Raw genomic sequence first — 15,192 nt, 5'->3', positions numbered from 1 at the left:
GAAACTGGTCTCAGCCTGCTGTGGGCAGCAGGGAGATATCCGCAACGCGCAGAAACAGGTTGCGCAGACGGTTCAGCAGCGCCAGCCGGTTGTTCCTTACGGCCTCGTCGTCGGCCATGACCATCACTTCATCAAAGAAGTTGTCCACCGGTGCCCGCAAACTGGCCAGTGAGCTCAGGGCGCTGGCGTAGTCGCCGTTTTCGAACAGCGGCACAACTTTCGCGGACTGTTGGTCGACCTGCTCGGCGAGGGCCTTTTCGGCGCTGTCCTGCAGCAGGCTGGCGTCGACGGTTTCACCGATGCTGTCGCCACCCTGTTTGGTCAGGATGTTGGATACCCGCTTGTTGGCGCCGGCCAGGGCTTGCGCTTCGGGCAGCTGGCGGAAGGCGTCCACAGCTTTTACCCGGCGGTCAAAATCGAGCGGGCGGGTCGGACGGCGGGCGTGAACGGCCAGGTAGACCTCGGCACCGATGCCCTGCTCGTCATAGTAGGCACGGAAACGTTCCAGCATGTAGTCCACCACGGTGCTTGCGGTGTTCTGTTCGGTCAGTACCGTGAAGTTCTCTTCGGCCCACTCGCAACAGGTTTGCAGGTCCAGCGGCAGTTCGCGCTCGATGATGATGCGCAGCACGCCGAGGGAGGCCCGGCGCAGGGCGAATGGGTCCCGTGTGCCGGATGGCGGCTGGTTGATGCCGAACAGGCCCACCAGGGAGTCCAGGCGGTCCGCGATGGCAATGGCACAGCCGGTCAGGGTTGTTGGCAAATCGTCGCCGGCGAAACGGGGCATGTACTGTTCGTTCAGTGCCTTGGCCACGTCTTCCGGTTCGCCGTCGTTGGCAGCGTAGTACTGGCCCATGATGCCCTGCAGGTCGGTGAACTCCAGCACCATTTCGGTGACCAGGTCGGTCTTCGCCAGCATGGCCGCGCGCTCGGCCAGGGCAGGATCACTGCCGATGGCGTCGGCGATTTTCTTTGCCAGGGCGGCAACGCGCACAGACTTGTCGTAGATGCTGCCCAGTTTCTCCTGGAACACGATGGGCTTGAGCGCATCGATGCGATCCTTGAGCTTTGTCTTCCGGTCGGTTTCGTAGAAGAAAGCGGCGTCGGACAGCCGGGGCCGGATCACTTTTTCGTTACCGGAAACAACCTGAGACGGATCCTTGCTTTCGATGTTCGCGACGGTGATGAACAGCGGCAGCATTTCCCCGTCGGCGGCCACAACGTGGAAGTACTTCTGGTGTTCCTTCATGGAGGAAATCAGGGCTTCAGCAGGAACCTCGAGGAACCGTTCCTCGAATCGACCCATCAATGGCACTGGCCACTCGTTAAGCGCGGTGACTTCGTCCAGCAGGTCTTCATCGATGACGGCCTTGCCACCGGCTTCCTTCTCGGCCAGTTGGGTCACGCCGGCACGGATCTGTTCCCGGCGCTCGGCGAAGTCGGCAATGACATAACCTTCCTGCTTGAGGACGACTTCATAATCGTTGGGAGTGGGTATGATCAGGGACTTCGGGCAATGGAAGCGATGGCCCCGGGTTTTGTTGCCCGGGGTCAGGCCCATGATCGGCGCCTCAATGACCTTGTTGCCGAACAGCATTACCACCCAGTGCACCGGGCGCACGAACTCGGTGCGGTGCGCGCCCCAGCGCATGCGCTTGGGAATCGGCAGGCCTGCCAGCGATTGCTCCACCAGCTCCGGCATCAATTCCACGGTGGGCTTACCCTGCTCTACGGTGCGGTAGACCACCCAGGCACCCTTGTCGGTCTCCAGGGTGTCGAGCTGGTCCGGGGTAACGCCCAGAGACGTGGCAAAGCCGGTCAGCGCACGGGTTGGATTGCCGGCGTCGTCGAACGCGGCCCTGACCGCAGGACCACGCCTTTCCACCGATTTGTCCGGCTGGGAGTCAGCCAGATCCCGGATACGGACTGCAAGACGGCGCGGCGCGGCGAAGCTTTCCACTTTGCCAAATTCGATGCCGGCCTCTTCCAGGCCCAGGGCAATGCCCTGGGTAAAGGCGTCAGACAGCGGCTTGAGGGCCTTGGGGGGCAGCTCTTCGGTACCCAGTTCGACCAGAAAATCCTGTGTTGCCATGGTTATGCGTTCCCCTGTTCCTGCTGTGCCTTTTTCGCTTTCTTGCCCTTCTTGCTTTTCGCCTTGTCGTCAGCGGCCTCGGCGGCGGCCAGGACTTCCTTGCGCAGGGCATCGGGTGCCAGCGGGAAGCCCAGTGAGCGACGGCTGTCGAAGTACGCTTGGGCGACGGCACGAGCCAGGGTGCGAACCCGCAGGATGAAGCGCTGACGCTCGGTTACCGAGATAGCATGACGGGCGTCCAGCAGGTTGAAGGTGTGAGAGGCTTTGAGCACCTGTTCGTAGGCCGGCAGGGCCAGGCCGGCTTCGATCAGCCGGGCGCTTTCCCGCTCGTGAACGTCGAAGCTGTGGAACAGGAACTCGGTATCTGCGTGTTCGAAGTTGTAGGTGGACATCTCCACTTCCTGCTGGTGGAACACGTCACCATAGGTGACCACACCGTCAGGGCCTTCGGTCCAGACCAGATCGTAAACGCTGTCAACGCCCTGCAGGTACATGGCGATTCGCTCAAGCCCGTAGGTGAGCTCGCCGGTAACCGGGAAGCACTCCAGGCCACCGACCTGCTGGAAGTAGGTAAACTGGGTCACTTCCATGCCGTTCAGCCAGATTTCCCAACCCAGGCCCCAGGCGCCCAGCGTCGGGGACTCCCAGTTGTCTTCCACAAACCGGATGTCGTGAACGAGCGGGTCCAGACCCAGCGCCCGCAGGGAATCCAGGTACAGTTCCTGGATGTTGTCCGGCGATGGCTTCAGAACCACCTGGAACTGGTAGTAATGCTGCAGGCGGTTGGGGTTCTCACCGTAACGGCCGTCGGTGGGGCGGCGGCTGGGTTGAACGTAGGCGGCGTTCCAGGTTTCCGGCCCGATGGCACGCAGGAAGGTGGCCGGGTGGAAAGTGCCGGCACCCACTTCCATGTCCAGTGGCTGGAGAACCACGCAGCCATGCTGCGCCCAGAAATTCTGCAGAGCCAGGATCAGGCCCTGAAAGGTCCCGATATCCGGAGTTGTCTGTTGCTTTGCCTTGTCTGTCACGACGGTTGCCTGCTGATCAGTCTGTGTGTGGCGCCCCGGTTGTCCTTCGGGGCACTCCGAAAAAAGGCGCATTATACGCGTGCTGGCTGTGTATTTCTAAGTCAGAAGAAGGTAAGACCCACCTGGAACAGTTTTTCCACATCCCGGATACGGGTTTTATCCACCAGGAACAGAATGACGTGGTCGTCCGGCTGGATCCGGAGATGATCGTGGGCGATCAGAACTTCATTGCGGCGCACGATGGCGCCGATGGTGGTGCCTTCTGGCAGGTTGATTTCATCCAGCCGTTTACCGACCACTTTCGAAGACCGGTGGTCGCCGTGGGCAATTGCTTCGATCGCCTCTGCTGCACCCCTGCGAAGTGAGTGAACGTTCACAACATCGCCCCGGCGAACGTGGGTCAGCAGGCTGCCGATGGTGGTTTGCTGGGGCGAGATTGCCACGTCGATGTCGCCACCCTGGATCAGGTCTACGTAGTCCGGGTTGTTGATCAGGGTCAGTACCTTGCGGGCACCCAGGCGCTTGGCCAGCAGTGAGGCCATGATGTTTGCTTCATCGTCGTTGGTCACCGCGCAGAACACATCGGTATTCTCGATGTTTTCTTCCAGCAGGATGTCCTTATTGGCGGCGTTGCCCTCGAGCACCACGGTTTTTCGGAGATTCTCCGAGAGCATCACGCAGCGCTCGTGGTCCCGCTCCAGCAGTTTGACCTGGTAACGGTTTTCCAGGGTATGGGCCAGTCGCTGCCCGATATTGCCGCCACCGCAGATAAAAATGCGTTTGTAGGGTTTTACCAGCGGTTGGAGTTCGCTCATCACGGACTTGATGTGATCGCCGGCGGCAATAAAAAATACCTCGTCACCGTCTTCGATAACGGTGTTGCCCTCGGGCATGATGGCTCGGTCTTTCCGGAAGATGGCCGCCACCCGGGTATCGATCTTGGGCATATGGGTGCGCAGGTACGACAGCTCGTGCCCCACAAGGGGCCCACCTTTGGTGGCGCGGATGGCCACAAGGCGGGTAAGACCCTTGGAGAATTCCAGTACCTGCAGGGCACCCGGGTTCTCGATCAGCCGGGTAATGTGTTTGGTCACCAGATGTTCCGGGCTGATCAGAACGTCAATGGGGAAGCCCCGGAGGCTGTCGAGATCCTTGGTCTGGTCCCGCTGATAGAATAGCTCTGACTTTGCCAGGTAGGCCCCGGCGCGCACCCGGCAGATAGTAGTGGGTGTCTTGTACAGCAGTTTGGCTACCTGGCAGGCCACCATGTTGGTTTCGTCGCTGTTGGTGACGGCAATCAGCATGTCGGCGTCTTCCGCCCCGGCCTGTCGCAGTGCCGTAGGGTAAGATGCTGCGCCCTGGACGGTGCGGATATCCAGCCGGTCCTGCAGTTCACGCAGCCGGGCACCGTCGTTGTCTATGATGGTAATGTCGTTGGCTTCGTTGGCGAGGTTTTCGGCGAGTGTTCCACCTACCTGGCCGGCGCCGAGAATCAGGATTTTCATGGTTCGGGTTTCTCCAGCACGGCATAGAAGAAGCCGTCATGGCTGTCCGGATCGGGGAGCAATTGGCGCCCCGCACCCATATTGCGCCCCCACTGAGCGTCTGGCTCAACAAGGATGGCATCGGTCTGCTGCTTGCAGAACCGCTGAATTATACGGTGGTTTTCCTGGGGGAACACCGAACAGGTGGCGTACACCAGCCGGCCTCCGGGTTTCAGGATAGACCACATGGCATCCAGTAACCCGAGCTGTATGGCCGCCAGCGGGGTGATGTCGGATTCTCTGCGTAACAGTTTGATGTCCGGATGACGGCGAATGACGCCGCTGGCGCTGCAGGGAACGTCCAACAGAATGCGATCGAATGCATCGCCGTCCCACCATTGGTCCGTGGCCGCAGCATCCGCCTGTTTAAGGGTAGCGTGAAGATCCAGTCGATCCAGATTTTCCTGCACCCGGGGCAGGCGGTCTGCGGATTCGTCAATGGCGACCACTTCCGCCAGCTCGCCACAGGTTTCCAGGATTGCACAGGTTTTGCCGCCCGGGGCGGCGCAGGCATCCAGTACCCGTTGGCCCGGCGCCAGGTCCAGTAGTGTGGTGCACAGCTGGGCCGCTTCGTCTTGCACGCTGACGGCGCCATCGGCAAACCAGGGCAACCGATCAACAGGACCCGGGCTGGCCAGTTGAATGCCGTGAGGGGCAAATTGTGTCGCGCAGGCCTCAATGCCGGCTTCCGCAAGTAACCCAAGGTATTCATCCCGGCCAAACCGCAGCGCGTTTACCCGCAGCGTCATGGGCGCCTGTGCATTGTTGGCGCTCAAAATTTGTTGCCAGTCTTCCGGCCAGTTGTGACGCAGTTTTTCCACCATCCAGACCGGATGACTGAACCGGGCCGAGTCTTCCGCCGGTTCCGGCGCGCCTTCGCGCTCCGCTGCCCTCAGAACGCCGTTTACCAGTCCGGTCAGATGTGGTTTCTCCAGGGCCCGGCAGGCTTCGACGGTTTCATTAAGTACTGCGTAGGTGGCCTGTTGACTGAAGCGCAACTGAAACAGGGCAACCAGCATCAGGTGATGGATGATGCGGTCCGGCTTGCGCAGAGGTTTCTTCAGTCGGGTATTGAGTTCGCCATCCAGCCGATGGAACCAGCGGCAGGTGCCATAACAGAGCGCCTGGAGTTCGGGGCGTTCGTTCGCCGGAAGGCGGTTCAGGGCTGGCGGCAGGCATTGGGACAGGGACTGGCCCTGTTCCACGGCCAGCATCACGCCGGCGGCGATGGCGCGCATGGGCTGTTGTCGTTCACCCATGTCAGCGCAGCTCCTGGCCGGGCATCAGCAGTTCCTTGCCGCCGTTGATCAGGTCGTTCACGCTCTGGGCACGGGAGCCCGGCAGTTGCAGCCGGGTAATGCGCAGGATTCCGTTGCCGCAGGCAATGTCGATCCCGTCCCGATCCCGTTTTACCACGGTGCCGGGGAAAGCGTCGCTAGCGGTCACCAGGGCACGGGCTTCGTGAATGCGGATACGTTGATCACCCAGATCGGTGTAGGTCCCGGGCCAGGGATTGAAAGCGCGGACCAGCCGTTCAATGGCTGTAGCGTCTGTAGTCCAGTCAATATGGCCTTCGGTCTTGCTCAGTTTGCTGGCGTAGCAGGCCAGGTCGTCGTTCTGAGGTTCCCCGGTGAGTTCACCTTTCTGAAGCAGCTCAAGGGCCTTGATGATGGCTTTGCCACCGAGCTCTGCCAGGCGGTCGTGTAGGCTGCCTCCGGTGTCGCTGTCATCGATAGCGGTCAGCGATTTCAACAGCATGGCTCCGGTATCCAGGCCTTCGTCCATCTGCATGATGGTGATTCCGGTCTCCGCATCGCCTGCCGCTATCGCCCTCTGGATAGGCGCGGCGCCGCGCCAGCGGGGAAGCAGCGAGGCGTGGATGTTCAGGCAGCCGTGGGTTGGAATGTCGAGCACCGCCTTCGGCAGGATCAGGCCATAGGCGGCGACGATCATCACATCCGGGCTCAGGTCGATCAGTTGCTTCTGGGCTTCGGATGTTTTCAATGTCTCGGGCTGGAAGACCGGGATCGCGTGGTTCAGAGCCACCTGTTTGACGGGGCTCGGCTGCAGTTTGCGACCACGGCCGGCGGGACGGTCCGGCTGGGAATAAACGCCAACAATGGTGTGGCCGGCCGCAATCAGGGCCTTGAGCGCGGTCGCCGCAAAATCCGGTGTGCCAGCAAAAACAAGTCGCACGGTGTTGTGATCTCTGTTCCGTTGTATACGAAAAGACCGGGTCATGACCCGGTCCGGAATAGTGTCTGGTTTTGACGTTCGCCTGCAGCCTGATCAGGCACTCTTCTTATGCAGCTTCTCCAGCTTCTTGCGAATGCGGGTCCGCTTGAGCGAGCTGAGATAGTCAACGAACAGTTTGCCGTTCAGGTGATCCATCTCATGCTGGATGCAGACTGCCAGCAGGCCTCTGGCCTCCAGCTCGAACGGTTTGCCGTTCCGGTCCAGGGCCCGGATCATGCAGTGTTCGATCCTTTCGACGTCTTCGTAGAATCCGGGTACCGACAGGCAGCCTTCCTGCATGGCTTCCCGTTCACCATCGAGTACTTCCACCTCGGGGTTAATGAAAACCCGGGGTTCGCTCTTGTCCTCGGACAGATCCATGACGATGATCTGCTTATGCACATTCACCTGGGTAGCCGCAAGGCCAATGCCGGGCGCATCGTACATGGTCTCGAACATGTCGTCGATCAGCTTGCGATCGGCGTCTGTCACCTCTTCTACCGGCTTGGCAATGGTGCGCAGACGGGGATCCGGGTATTCGAGAATCTCTAGTATCATAGGTCTGTCTTTCGCCTGTATGTCGGAACGCCCGCAAGATTATGCCGGCATCACTTTTGACTTTGCTGCTCTTTGTAACAGTGTGAAACTGATCTCCGAAATGCGACAGCGTACTGCGCAAATTTTCCCCCTGCCTCTACTATTATCGGGGCAAGGCCCCAGCTTTCAACGGCTGGAGGGGTTATCAACGTTTATAAGACTATTATCCAACAATTCGTCGATTGAGTACAAACTGATCAGTTAATAGTTAAAATCTTTCAACGACGGGATAGAATTTACTGGAAGAACAAAAGATAACATCACAATTTGCGAGACTTCTTCTATAGTAACTGGAATAACAACGTAATAAGCTGCAGGTAACTGACTGCATCCCAACAGAATGCAAAGAATCAAGGCACGCGATCAAGGACTTACACAATGAGGAAACTGCTGTACGCTCTGGCAGCAACTACGCTGCTTATAACCTCCTGGGCTCATGCTGCACCGGAGCTGCGGTCCGATCATCCCGAGCGTTACACCGTTGTGAAGGGTGACACCCTCTGGGACATTTCGGCCCGTTTTCTGAACAATCCCTGGTACTGGCCGGAAATATGGCATGTGAACCCGCAGGTCGCCAACCCTCACCTGATTTACCCCGGTGATCGCCTTGCCCTGGTTTATATTGACGGCAAGCCCCGTATTACCAAGGTCGCCAGTAGCGATGTGGTGAAGCTGTCGCCGAAGGTTCGTTCCGAGCCTATCGATACGCCAATCCCGGCCATTCCGCTGGATGCCATCGGCAGCTTCCTCACTGACACCCGTATTGTCAGCCCGGAAGAGATCAACGGCGCTCCCTACGTTCTGGAGGGAGAAGACGGCCGGATTATCACTGGTGCCGGTGACAAGCTCTATGCTCGCGGGGAAAAGCCCGCTGACAAGGTAGGTATCTTCCGTCGTAGTAAGGAATTTCGCGATCCGGACACCGGCGAGTTCCTCGGCCTTGAAGCCCGCAGCATCGCCCGTGGTGATGTGGCCCGGGAAAACGGCGACGTGCTGACCGTAAACCTGACCAGCTCCAACGAAGAGGTTCGCATTGGCGACCGGCTTATGGTGAGCGAAGACCGTCGCCTGACCACCAGCTTCGTGCCCAGCGCGCCCAGCGAGGACATTGAAGGGCAGATGATTGCTGTCGACGGCGGTGTGAGCCAGATCGGCCAGTTTGATGTGGTTGCTATTAACCGCGGTACCCGGGAAGGTCTGGAAGCCGGTAACGTGATGGCTGTTCTGAAAAGCGGCAACCTGGTTCGTGATCCGGTGACCGGAGAAACCATCGAGCTGCCCTCCGAGCGTGCCGGGCTGCTGATGGTATTCCAGGCGTATGAAAAGATGAGCTATGGGCTGGTGCTGCAGGCCAGCCGTGCTTTGACGGTAGGTGACAAGGTTACCAACCCCTGATCGACTGAATACCGATAGACGCAATGGCCGGACCAGGAAGGTCCGGCCTCGCTGTTTTCAAGGACGATGCCGTGTTTTCCTCTGCCACAGCCTCATGGCTGTTTCTGACCTGCCTGCCAAACATTGGCCGCACCCGTCGGCGCGAACTGCTGACTGAATTCCCTGACCTGCCTCAATTACTCTCAATGAATGCCGCAACCTTGCGGGCCATGGGCGTGACCGCTGAAGCCATAGCTACCATTCAGGCCTGGCAGCAGCAGGATTCGAGGCATCCGGCCATCCGTGAGGTCCAGACCATACAGGATCAATGTGCCAGGCATGGCATCGGCATCCTGACCTGGCCGGATCGTAATTACCCGGAACAGCTACGGCACATTCACGATGCGCCTCTGGTGCTCTATACCCGTGGTGATACGGAGCTTCTGGTCCGGGACCAGATCGGTATTATCGGCAGCCGTAAGGCCACCCCCGCCGGTCTTGACCATGCCCGCCGGTTTGCTGCCGAACTCAGCGCCCGCCAGCTAATGGTGACCAGCGGTCTGGCGCTGGGGGTTGATGGCGCTGCCCATGCGGGTGCCCTGGATGCCGGATTTCCCACCATCGCGGTGATTGGCTGCGGCCTGGACCGCATCTATCCCCACCAGCATCGCCGTCTGGGTGAGCGCGTCATTGCCCAGGGCCTGATGATTTCCGAGTATCCCCCCGGTACGCCGGTAAGAGCCGCGCATTTTCCCCAACGCAACCGGATTATCAGCGGCCTGAGCCGTGGCGTGCTGGTGGTGGAGGCGGGTCTGCGCAGTGGCTCCCTGATCACCGCGCGGATGGCGTTGGAACAGGGGCGGGAAGTGTTCGCCATTCCCGGCTCGGTGCACAGTCCGGTTGCTCGGGGCTGTCATCATTTGATCAAGCAGGGCGCCCGCCTGGTGGAAACGGTGGATGACATCCTGGAAGAACTGGGTGCCTGGTGGTCGCCGCCACTTACGCATGACTCTGCCTCTGAGCCGGAACCGGAGCGGCAAGGCAACGGGCCCCTGGCCGGTCTCGACAGCCGGGAAATCGCGGTATTCGAGGCTTTAGGGTATGATCCACAATCAACCGATGCACTGAGTTCAGCAACCGGTCTTCCCGCCGATCAGCTCATGCAGTCCCTGTTGCTTCTGGAGTTGCAGGGCCTGGTCAGTTCGGCGCCGGGAGGTTTTCAGAAAATCGCCTGAATCTGGTGTAAACATCCACCCCGATCAATTCTGACACGAGCAGTATGGCCCATTCCCATCCTCTTTCTGACTGGCAATTACACTGTGCCCGCCGCACGGTTTTCAGTGGCGGTGTTATCGCCTATCCCACCGAAGCTGTCTGGGGTCTGGGATGTGACCCCTGGGACGAGGAGGCCGTGGAGCGGATTCTGGAGCTGAAGCAGCGCCCGGTCGAAAAAGGCGTGATTCTGGTGGCTTCGTCCGTTGATCAGATCCGCTTTCTGCTGGACCCTCTGCCTGGAGCGCTGCAAGCCGAGGCGGAGCGCCACTGGCCCGGCCCCGTCACCTGTCTTCTGCCGGACGTGGATCGGCAAATTCCAGACTGGGTACGTGGGAAGCATAGCTCCATTGCGGTCCGGGTCAGCGAGCATCCCGTGGTGCGCGCGCTCTGTGAGGCCACTGGGATGCCCCTGGTATCAACCTCCTGCAATCCGGCCGGGCGCCAGCCGGCCCGACATATCTGGCAGGTTCGGGGCTACTTTGGCGATCAGCTTGACTGGATCGTACCCGGGGCACTGGGCGGTAATCGCAAACCCAGCCGTATTATTGATATTGTCAGCGGTCAGCAACTTCGTTAGGAGCGTTTATGGCACAGCAACCCGATAGCCAGACGGTAAAGCAGTACCTGCTGGGATTGCAGGAATCGATCTGTAGCCGGCTGGAAGCTGTCGATGATGGTGCATCTTTCATTCGGGATGCCTGGGACCGACCGGAAGGTGGCGGTGGTGTCAGCCGGGTGATCACCGAAGGCAACGTGTTTGAGAAAGGCGGGGTCAATTTCTCCCACGTAATGGGTGAGACCATGCCGGCCTCCGCCACGGCCCATCGCCCGCACCTGGCCGGTGCCCCGTGGCAGGCCATGGGTGTGTCGCTGGTTATTCACCCCAACAACCCCTATGTGCCCACCTCCCATGCCAACGTCCGGTTTTTTATTGCCACACCCAGGAACAGTGAGCCGGTGTACTGGTTCGGTGGCGGCTATGACCTCACGCCTTATTATGGTTTTGAGGAAGATTGTATTCACTGGCACCGGACTGCCCGCGACGCCTGCGCGCCGTTTGGCGAAGGTACCTATAAGCGCTTCAAAGACTGGTGCGATGATTACTTTTACCTGAAACACCGTGATGAACCCCGGGGTGTCGGCGGGCTGTTCTTTGATGACCACAACACTGGCGACTTCGAGCAGGATTTTGGCCTGATGAAAGCCGTGGGCGACAGCTACATTGAAGCCTACGAGCCCATCGTCCGGCGCCGCATGGATCATCCTTTCGGTGACCGCGAGCGGGATTTCCAGCTATACCGGCGCGGGCGGTACGTGGAGTTCAACCTGGTGTATGACCGTGGCACCCTGTTTGGCCTGCAATCCGGCGGCCGGACGGAATCCATATTGATGTCCCTGCCGCCTCTGGTGCGTTGGGACTATAACCGGACTGCTGAGCCCGGTTCTGAAGAGTTCCGGCTTACGGACTATTTCCTGACCGGCCGGGACTGGCTGGAGACCCAACATGACTAACGATCTCTACGCGGTTGTTGGTAACCCCATCAGCCACAGCAAATCGCCGAGGATTCACAGCCTCTTTGCCAGCGAGACCGGTGAACCGGTCGAGTACACGGCCATTCAGGCGCCGCTGGATGATTTCGCTGGCACTGTGAAGCAATTTTTCGAGCGGGGCGGAAAGGGCCTTAACGTAACTGTGCCTTTTAAGGAAGAAGCCTGGAAGCTGGCGGATCGCCGTACCGAGCGGGCCGGGAATGCCGGGGCAGCCAATACCCTGTACCTGGATGACGATGGCGTGCTCACCGCCGACAATACGGACGGTTGCGGTATTGTCCGGGATCTTGTGAGTAACCATGCTGTTGCTCTCAAGGACGCACATATTCTGGTGCTGGGAGCCGGCGGCGCAGTTCGTGGCGTTATGGGCCCGATCCTTGCCGAGCATCCTGCCGCCATTACCATTGCCAACCGAACCGTTGCCAAGGCTGAAGCCCTTATTGACCTGTTTTCACCCGTAGCAGGCGAGGCCCGGCTGTCGGCCTGCGGATTCGAGCAGCCCCGTGAGCCTTTTGATGTCATCATCAATGGCACCAGTGCGAGCCTCCAGGGCGATTTACCGCCCCTGTCGCCGGAGGTGATCGGTGAGAAAACGGTGGTCTACGACATGATGTATTCTCTGCAAACCACGACGTTCAATCAGTGGGCGCTGGAACAGGGTGCACAGAACATTCATGACGGGCTTGGTATGCTGGTGGAGCAGGCGGCGGAATCCTTCCGTATCTGGCGCGGCGTGAATCCTGCCACCGGCCCCGTCATTGAGGAATTGCGTAACGACTGAGCCGCTGCCCCCGGATTGGGCTATGCTCAGGGTCAACTTCCGTAGGGATTTTCGATGGATATTCTTACCCTTGTAGGACTTGTGGCAGGTGTCCTGATCGTCATCATGGCGATGCTCGCCAATGCCTCTTTCCTGACGTTCCTGAACCTTCCGGGGCTTGCCATTGTGCTGGGCGGGACCTTCGCCGTTACCCTGATCAAATTCCGGATGGCCTCGGTGATGAGCGCTTTTCGCCTGGCCATGTCTGCTGCCTTCACCGACCGCATGGCGCGGCCGGCGGAGCTGATCCGGGAAGTGGGCTCGCTTGCCATGGTGGTGCGCAAAGAGGGCATTCTGGGCCTGGAAAACCATCAGACGGCCAACGAGTTCCTTCAGAAGGCGATCAATTTGTGTGTCGACGGCCACCCGCCGGAACTGGTGGAGGAGGCGCTGGCACAGGAAACCCAGCAAACCGCCGAGCGCTACGAAGTGGCCGAACGGGTGTTCCGGGGTATCGGCGAATCGGCTCCGGCCATTGGCATGCTGGGCACCCTGGTGGGTCTGGTGCAGATGCTCAACACCCTCGACGATCCGTCCTCCATTGGCCCGGCTATGGCCATCGCCCTGCTGACCACCTTGTACGGTGCGTTTATTGCCCAACTGGTTGCCCTGCCCCTGGCTGACAAGCTTCAGCTGAAAGCCGAGGACGAGGCGAGGAACCAGGTGCTGATCATCACGTCCATCAAGAACATCATGCGCGGTGAGAATCCCCGGGTAATGACCGAACTGCTGTCTTCGTTTGTTCACCCGGAGCAGCGCACCGGCCTGGTGCCGGAGCGGGAGGCCTGAGGGTTTGGAGCTGGCCAAAAAGAAAAACAGGAAAGGTCCGCAGAACCAGACGCCAGCCTGGATCGTTACCTTCGCCGATCTGGCTACGCTACTGCTGACTTTCTTCATACTGTTGCTGTCATTTGCAGAGATGGATGTGGAAAAGTACCGGGCCATGGCCAACTCGATGGCCGTGGCCTTTGGCTCCAGCAACGTCCTGGCGGAGGATGTTGGAGGCTCCCCGCTGACCATGATTGAATCCGAGACGGTCTCCCTCCCCGAGCCAACGGAATCCCAGACCAGGGAGCCCGAATTTATTGATGAGCGTGCTGAGGGTGCCGCGCCCACTCAGATCCCTGGTGGCGTGATTGATCTGGCCAGCCGGATGATCCGGGAGCTGGAATCGGAAGTGGCGTCGGAGGCTCTGAGTGTCAATTACGACCAGAACCAGGTGGTGATCCGCTTTTCCGAGGAAGCCACCTTTCGATCCGGTGAGGCCGCCATAAAACCCGAGATGATTCCGATCATCGAACGGGTGGTCAATGTGCTGTCGGCGTGTACTGGAGATGTCCTGGTGTCCGGTTACACCGATGACCGACCCATTTCCAGCGACCGCTATCGTTCAAACTGGGATCTATCGGCGGCCCGTGCCGTGTCGGTGGTTCACGAGCTGGTGATGAATCGCCAGGTACCGGCTGAGCGGGTGGTGGCGGCCGGACGGGCCGAAACCAACCCGCTTGCACCGAACGACACACCGGAGAACCGGGCGCTTAACCGCCGGGTGGAAATTGCCATTCGCAATCCCGAATGCAACGACGAGGTGCCCACTGGCGATCTGCCCGTCGAAATAATACCCTGAGTCTTATAGCCGGTGCGCAGCTTCTCATGCGCAATCCATATAACTGTCATGCTTTCAGGGCTTTATACTGTTCGCCCGTTATTTGACTGGCACAGTGAAGCGAGAGAGCAACCATGAGTGGACCGGATAAGCCGAAAGTGATTGGCGAAGAATGGAGCGATGAGCGGGTCAGGAGTTTTCTGGATATCCGCCCCTGGGATGCTTCGGAGAATGCCGACTATAACGCTCTGTTGAAAGCCTACCAGGCCATGCGGGCGGAAGATTTCGAACGTTTTATCGGATTTTTCGTTGCCGAAGGCCGGGATCTGAATGCCACTGGCCCGGACGGGGAAACCATTCTTGACCTGATTTCCCGGCATCGCCGCAGTGTGGAGTATGCTCGAGCATTGGAAAACGCAGGTGCCAAAAAAACGGCCGCAGCCGGGAACTGATTTCGGCGCGACCGTATCTCTTTGCCTGAAGTCGTCGGCGTTTACTGCACGTCGACTTCAATGGCCTTGGGCTCTTTCGGTTCGGCTTTCTGGAGCGTCAGGGTCAGCATGCCGTCCTTGAAGTTCGCCTTCACACTGTTTTCATCAACATTGTCCGGCAGCGTAAATCGGCGCAGGAAACTGCCGTAAAAACGCTCGATCCGGTGATGTTTCTTGTCGTCGGTCTCGTTCTCACTCTTGCGTTCACCCTGAATGCTCAGAACGCCCTCGTGGACCGTGACTTTTACGTCTTCCCTGGACATGCCCGGCAACTCGGCTTCGATGGTGAAGGCCTCTGGAGTTTCCTTGATGTCCACGGCCGGAGCCCAGTCACTGCGGCTGAACACGTCTTTGCTTTCGCGCTCGCCGCCTGAGCGTGTCAGGCCGAACATACGGTTATAGCGATTCATCAGGTCTTCGAACTCATTGACCGGATTCCAGCGGGTAAGATTGCTCATAAAGCATCCCTCCTTTTCAAATGAAACGAATCTGAATAAGTGAGCATCAGCTTCGATGGCGGAACAACTCCATGCCGGTGGCGCCAGCCGGATGGTTATCCGTGAACCTCTGCTATTACCG

At 59.3% G+C, this 15,192-nt stretch carries 15 protein-coding genes; 8 read left to right on the top strand and 7 right to left on the bottom strand.

Features of this window, described 5'->3' with window-relative positions; translation table 11 throughout:
* Positions 1-10: 10 nt before the first annotated feature.
* The 6 genes from glyS to def all read right to left on the bottom strand — a co-directional run bounded on the left by glyS (position 11) and on the right by def (position 7,457).
* Entirely contained in the window at positions 11-2,092 is a 2,082-nt protein-coding gene (glyS, locus tag CFT65_RS02445) for a glycine--tRNA ligase subunit beta (protein ID WP_088826448.1), read from the bottom strand.
* 2 nt (positions 2,093-2,094) lie between these two features.
* Entirely contained in the window at positions 2,095-3,120 is a 1,026-nt protein-coding gene (gene glyQ, locus CFT65_RS02440; protein ID WP_088826447.1) for a glycine--tRNA ligase subunit alpha, read from the bottom strand.
* A gap of 101 nt (positions 3,121-3,221) precedes the next feature.
* Entirely contained in the window at positions 3,222-4,625 is a 1,404-nt protein-coding gene (trkA, locus tag CFT65_RS02435) for a Trk system potassium transporter TrkA (protein ID WP_088826446.1), read from the bottom strand.
* Positions 4,622-5,923, bottom strand: a complete 1,302-nt coding sequence (gene rsmB, locus CFT65_RS02430; RefSeq protein WP_088826445.1) for a 16S rRNA (cytosine(967)-C(5))-methyltransferase RsmB — start codon at positions 5,921-5,923, stop codon at positions 4,622-4,624. The genes trkA and rsmB overlap by 4 nt, the downstream gene beginning before the upstream one ends.
* A gap of 1 nt (position 5,924) precedes the next feature.
* Positions 5,925-6,860, bottom strand: coding sequence for a methionyl-tRNA formyltransferase (gene fmt, locus CFT65_RS02425; protein ID WP_088828131.1), 936 nt, complete (start codon positions 6,858-6,860; stop codon positions 5,925-5,927).
* Positions 6,861-6,953: 93 nt separating this feature from the next.
* Entirely contained in the window at positions 6,954-7,457 is a 504-nt protein-coding gene (def, locus tag CFT65_RS02420; protein ID WP_088826444.1) for a peptide deformylase, read from the bottom strand.
* A gap of 417 nt (positions 7,458-7,874) precedes the next feature.
* Here def and CFT65_RS02415 point away from each other — a divergent pair, with 417 nt between their 5' ends.
* From CFT65_RS02415 to CFT65_RS02380, 8 genes are all read left to right on the top strand, one after another.
* Positions 7,875-8,891: a LysM peptidoglycan-binding domain-containing protein gene (locus tag CFT65_RS02415; protein WP_088826443.1), complete on the top strand. Its 1,017-nt coding sequence runs from the start codon at positions 7,875-7,877 to the stop codon at positions 8,889-8,891.
* 23 nt (positions 8,892-8,914) lie between these two features.
* Positions 8,915-10,105: a DNA-processing protein DprA gene (gene dprA / locus CFT65_RS02410; protein WP_172408410.1), complete on the top strand. Its 1,191-nt coding sequence runs from the start codon at positions 8,915-8,917 to the stop codon at positions 10,103-10,105.
* Positions 10,106-10,149: 44 nt separating this feature from the next.
* A complete protein-coding gene (locus tag CFT65_RS02405; RefSeq protein ID WP_088826442.1) occupies positions 10,150-10,722 on the top strand; it encodes an L-threonylcarbamoyladenylate synthase in 573 nt (190 codons plus the stop codon).
* A gap of 8 nt (positions 10,723-10,730) precedes the next feature.
* On the top strand, positions 10,731-11,657 hold the full coding sequence (gene hemF / locus CFT65_RS02400; RefSeq protein ID WP_088826441.1) for an oxygen-dependent coproporphyrinogen oxidase: 927 nt from the start codon (positions 10,731-10,733) through the stop codon (positions 11,655-11,657).
* Positions 11,650-12,477 (top strand): shikimate dehydrogenase, encoded by an 828-nt coding sequence (aroE, locus tag CFT65_RS02395; RefSeq protein WP_088826440.1) that lies wholly within the window; start codon positions 11,650-11,652, stop codon positions 12,475-12,477. Before hemF ends, aroE begins: the two co-directional genes overlap by 8 nt.
* Positions 12,478-12,531: 54 nt before the next feature.
* Complete coding sequence (locus tag CFT65_RS02390) at positions 12,532-13,305, top strand: MotA/TolQ/ExbB proton channel family protein (protein ID WP_088826439.1); 774 nt, start codon at positions 12,532-12,534, stop codon at positions 13,303-13,305.
* Between the two features lie 4 nt (positions 13,306-13,309).
* Positions 13,310-14,143 (top strand): flagellar motor protein MotB, encoded by an 834-nt coding sequence (locus CFT65_RS02385; protein ID WP_088826438.1) that lies wholly within the window; start codon positions 13,310-13,312, stop codon positions 14,141-14,143.
* 113 nt (positions 14,144-14,256) lie between these two features.
* Entirely contained in the window at positions 14,257-14,574 is a 318-nt protein-coding gene (locus CFT65_RS02380) for a PA4642 family protein (protein WP_088826437.1), read from the top strand.
* Between the two features lie 41 nt (positions 14,575-14,615).
* Here the strand turns inward: CFT65_RS02380 and CFT65_RS02375 are convergent, their stop codons facing one another.
* Positions 14,616-15,071 carry an Hsp20/alpha crystallin family protein gene (locus CFT65_RS02375; protein WP_088826436.1) on the bottom strand — a complete coding sequence of 152 codons (456 nt, stop codon included), beginning with the start codon at positions 15,069-15,071 and terminating at the stop codon, positions 14,616-14,618.
* Positions 15,072-15,192: the final 121 nt, after the last annotated feature.

This window comes from Marinobacter sp. es.048, from assembly GCF_900188435.1.
Taxonomy (GTDB): domain Bacteria; phylum Pseudomonadota; class Gammaproteobacteria; order Pseudomonadales; family Oleiphilaceae; genus Marinobacter.
This window is presented reverse-complemented; position numbering and strand designations above follow the sequence as displayed.

Coding starts and splice junctions, on each gene's coding strand:
- glyS (WP_088826448.1), bottom strand. CDS start 2,092: ATGGCAACACAGGATTTTCTGGTCGAACTGGGTACCGAAGAGCTGCCC.
- trkA (WP_088826446.1), bottom strand. CDS start 4,625: ATGAAAATCCTGATTCTCGGCGCCGGCCAGGTAGGTGGAACACTCGCC.
- rsmB (WP_088826445.1), bottom strand. CDS start 5,923: ATGGGTGAACGACAACAGCCCATGCGCGCCATCGCCGCCGGCGTGATG.
- def (WP_088826444.1), bottom strand. CDS start 7,457: ATGATACTAGAGATTCTCGAATACCCGGATCCCCGTCTGCGCACCATT.
- CFT65_RS02415 (WP_088826443.1), top strand. CDS start 7,875: ATGAGGAAACTGCTGTACGCTCTGGCAGCAACTACGCTGCTTATAACC.
- dprA (WP_172408410.1), top strand. CDS start 8,915: ATGGCCGGACCAGGAAGGTCCGGCCTCGCTGTTTTCAAGGACGATGCC.
- CFT65_RS02405 (WP_088826442.1), top strand. CDS start 10,150: ATGGCCCATTCCCATCCTCTTTCTGACTGGCAATTACACTGTGCCCGC.
- hemF (WP_088826441.1), top strand. CDS start 10,731: ATGGCACAGCAACCCGATAGCCAGACGGTAAAGCAGTACCTGCTGGGA.
- aroE (WP_088826440.1), top strand. CDS start 11,650: ATGACTAACGATCTCTACGCGGTTGTTGGTAACCCCATCAGCCACAGC.
- CFT65_RS02390 (WP_088826439.1), top strand. CDS start 12,532: ATGGATATTCTTACCCTTGTAGGACTTGTGGCAGGTGTCCTGATCGTC.
- CFT65_RS02380 (WP_088826437.1), top strand. CDS start 14,257: ATGAGTGGACCGGATAAGCCGAAAGTGATTGGCGAAGAATGGAGCGAT.
- CFT65_RS02375 (WP_088826436.1), bottom strand. CDS start 15,071: ATGAGCAATCTTACCCGCTGGAATCCGGTCAATGAGTTCGAAGACCTG.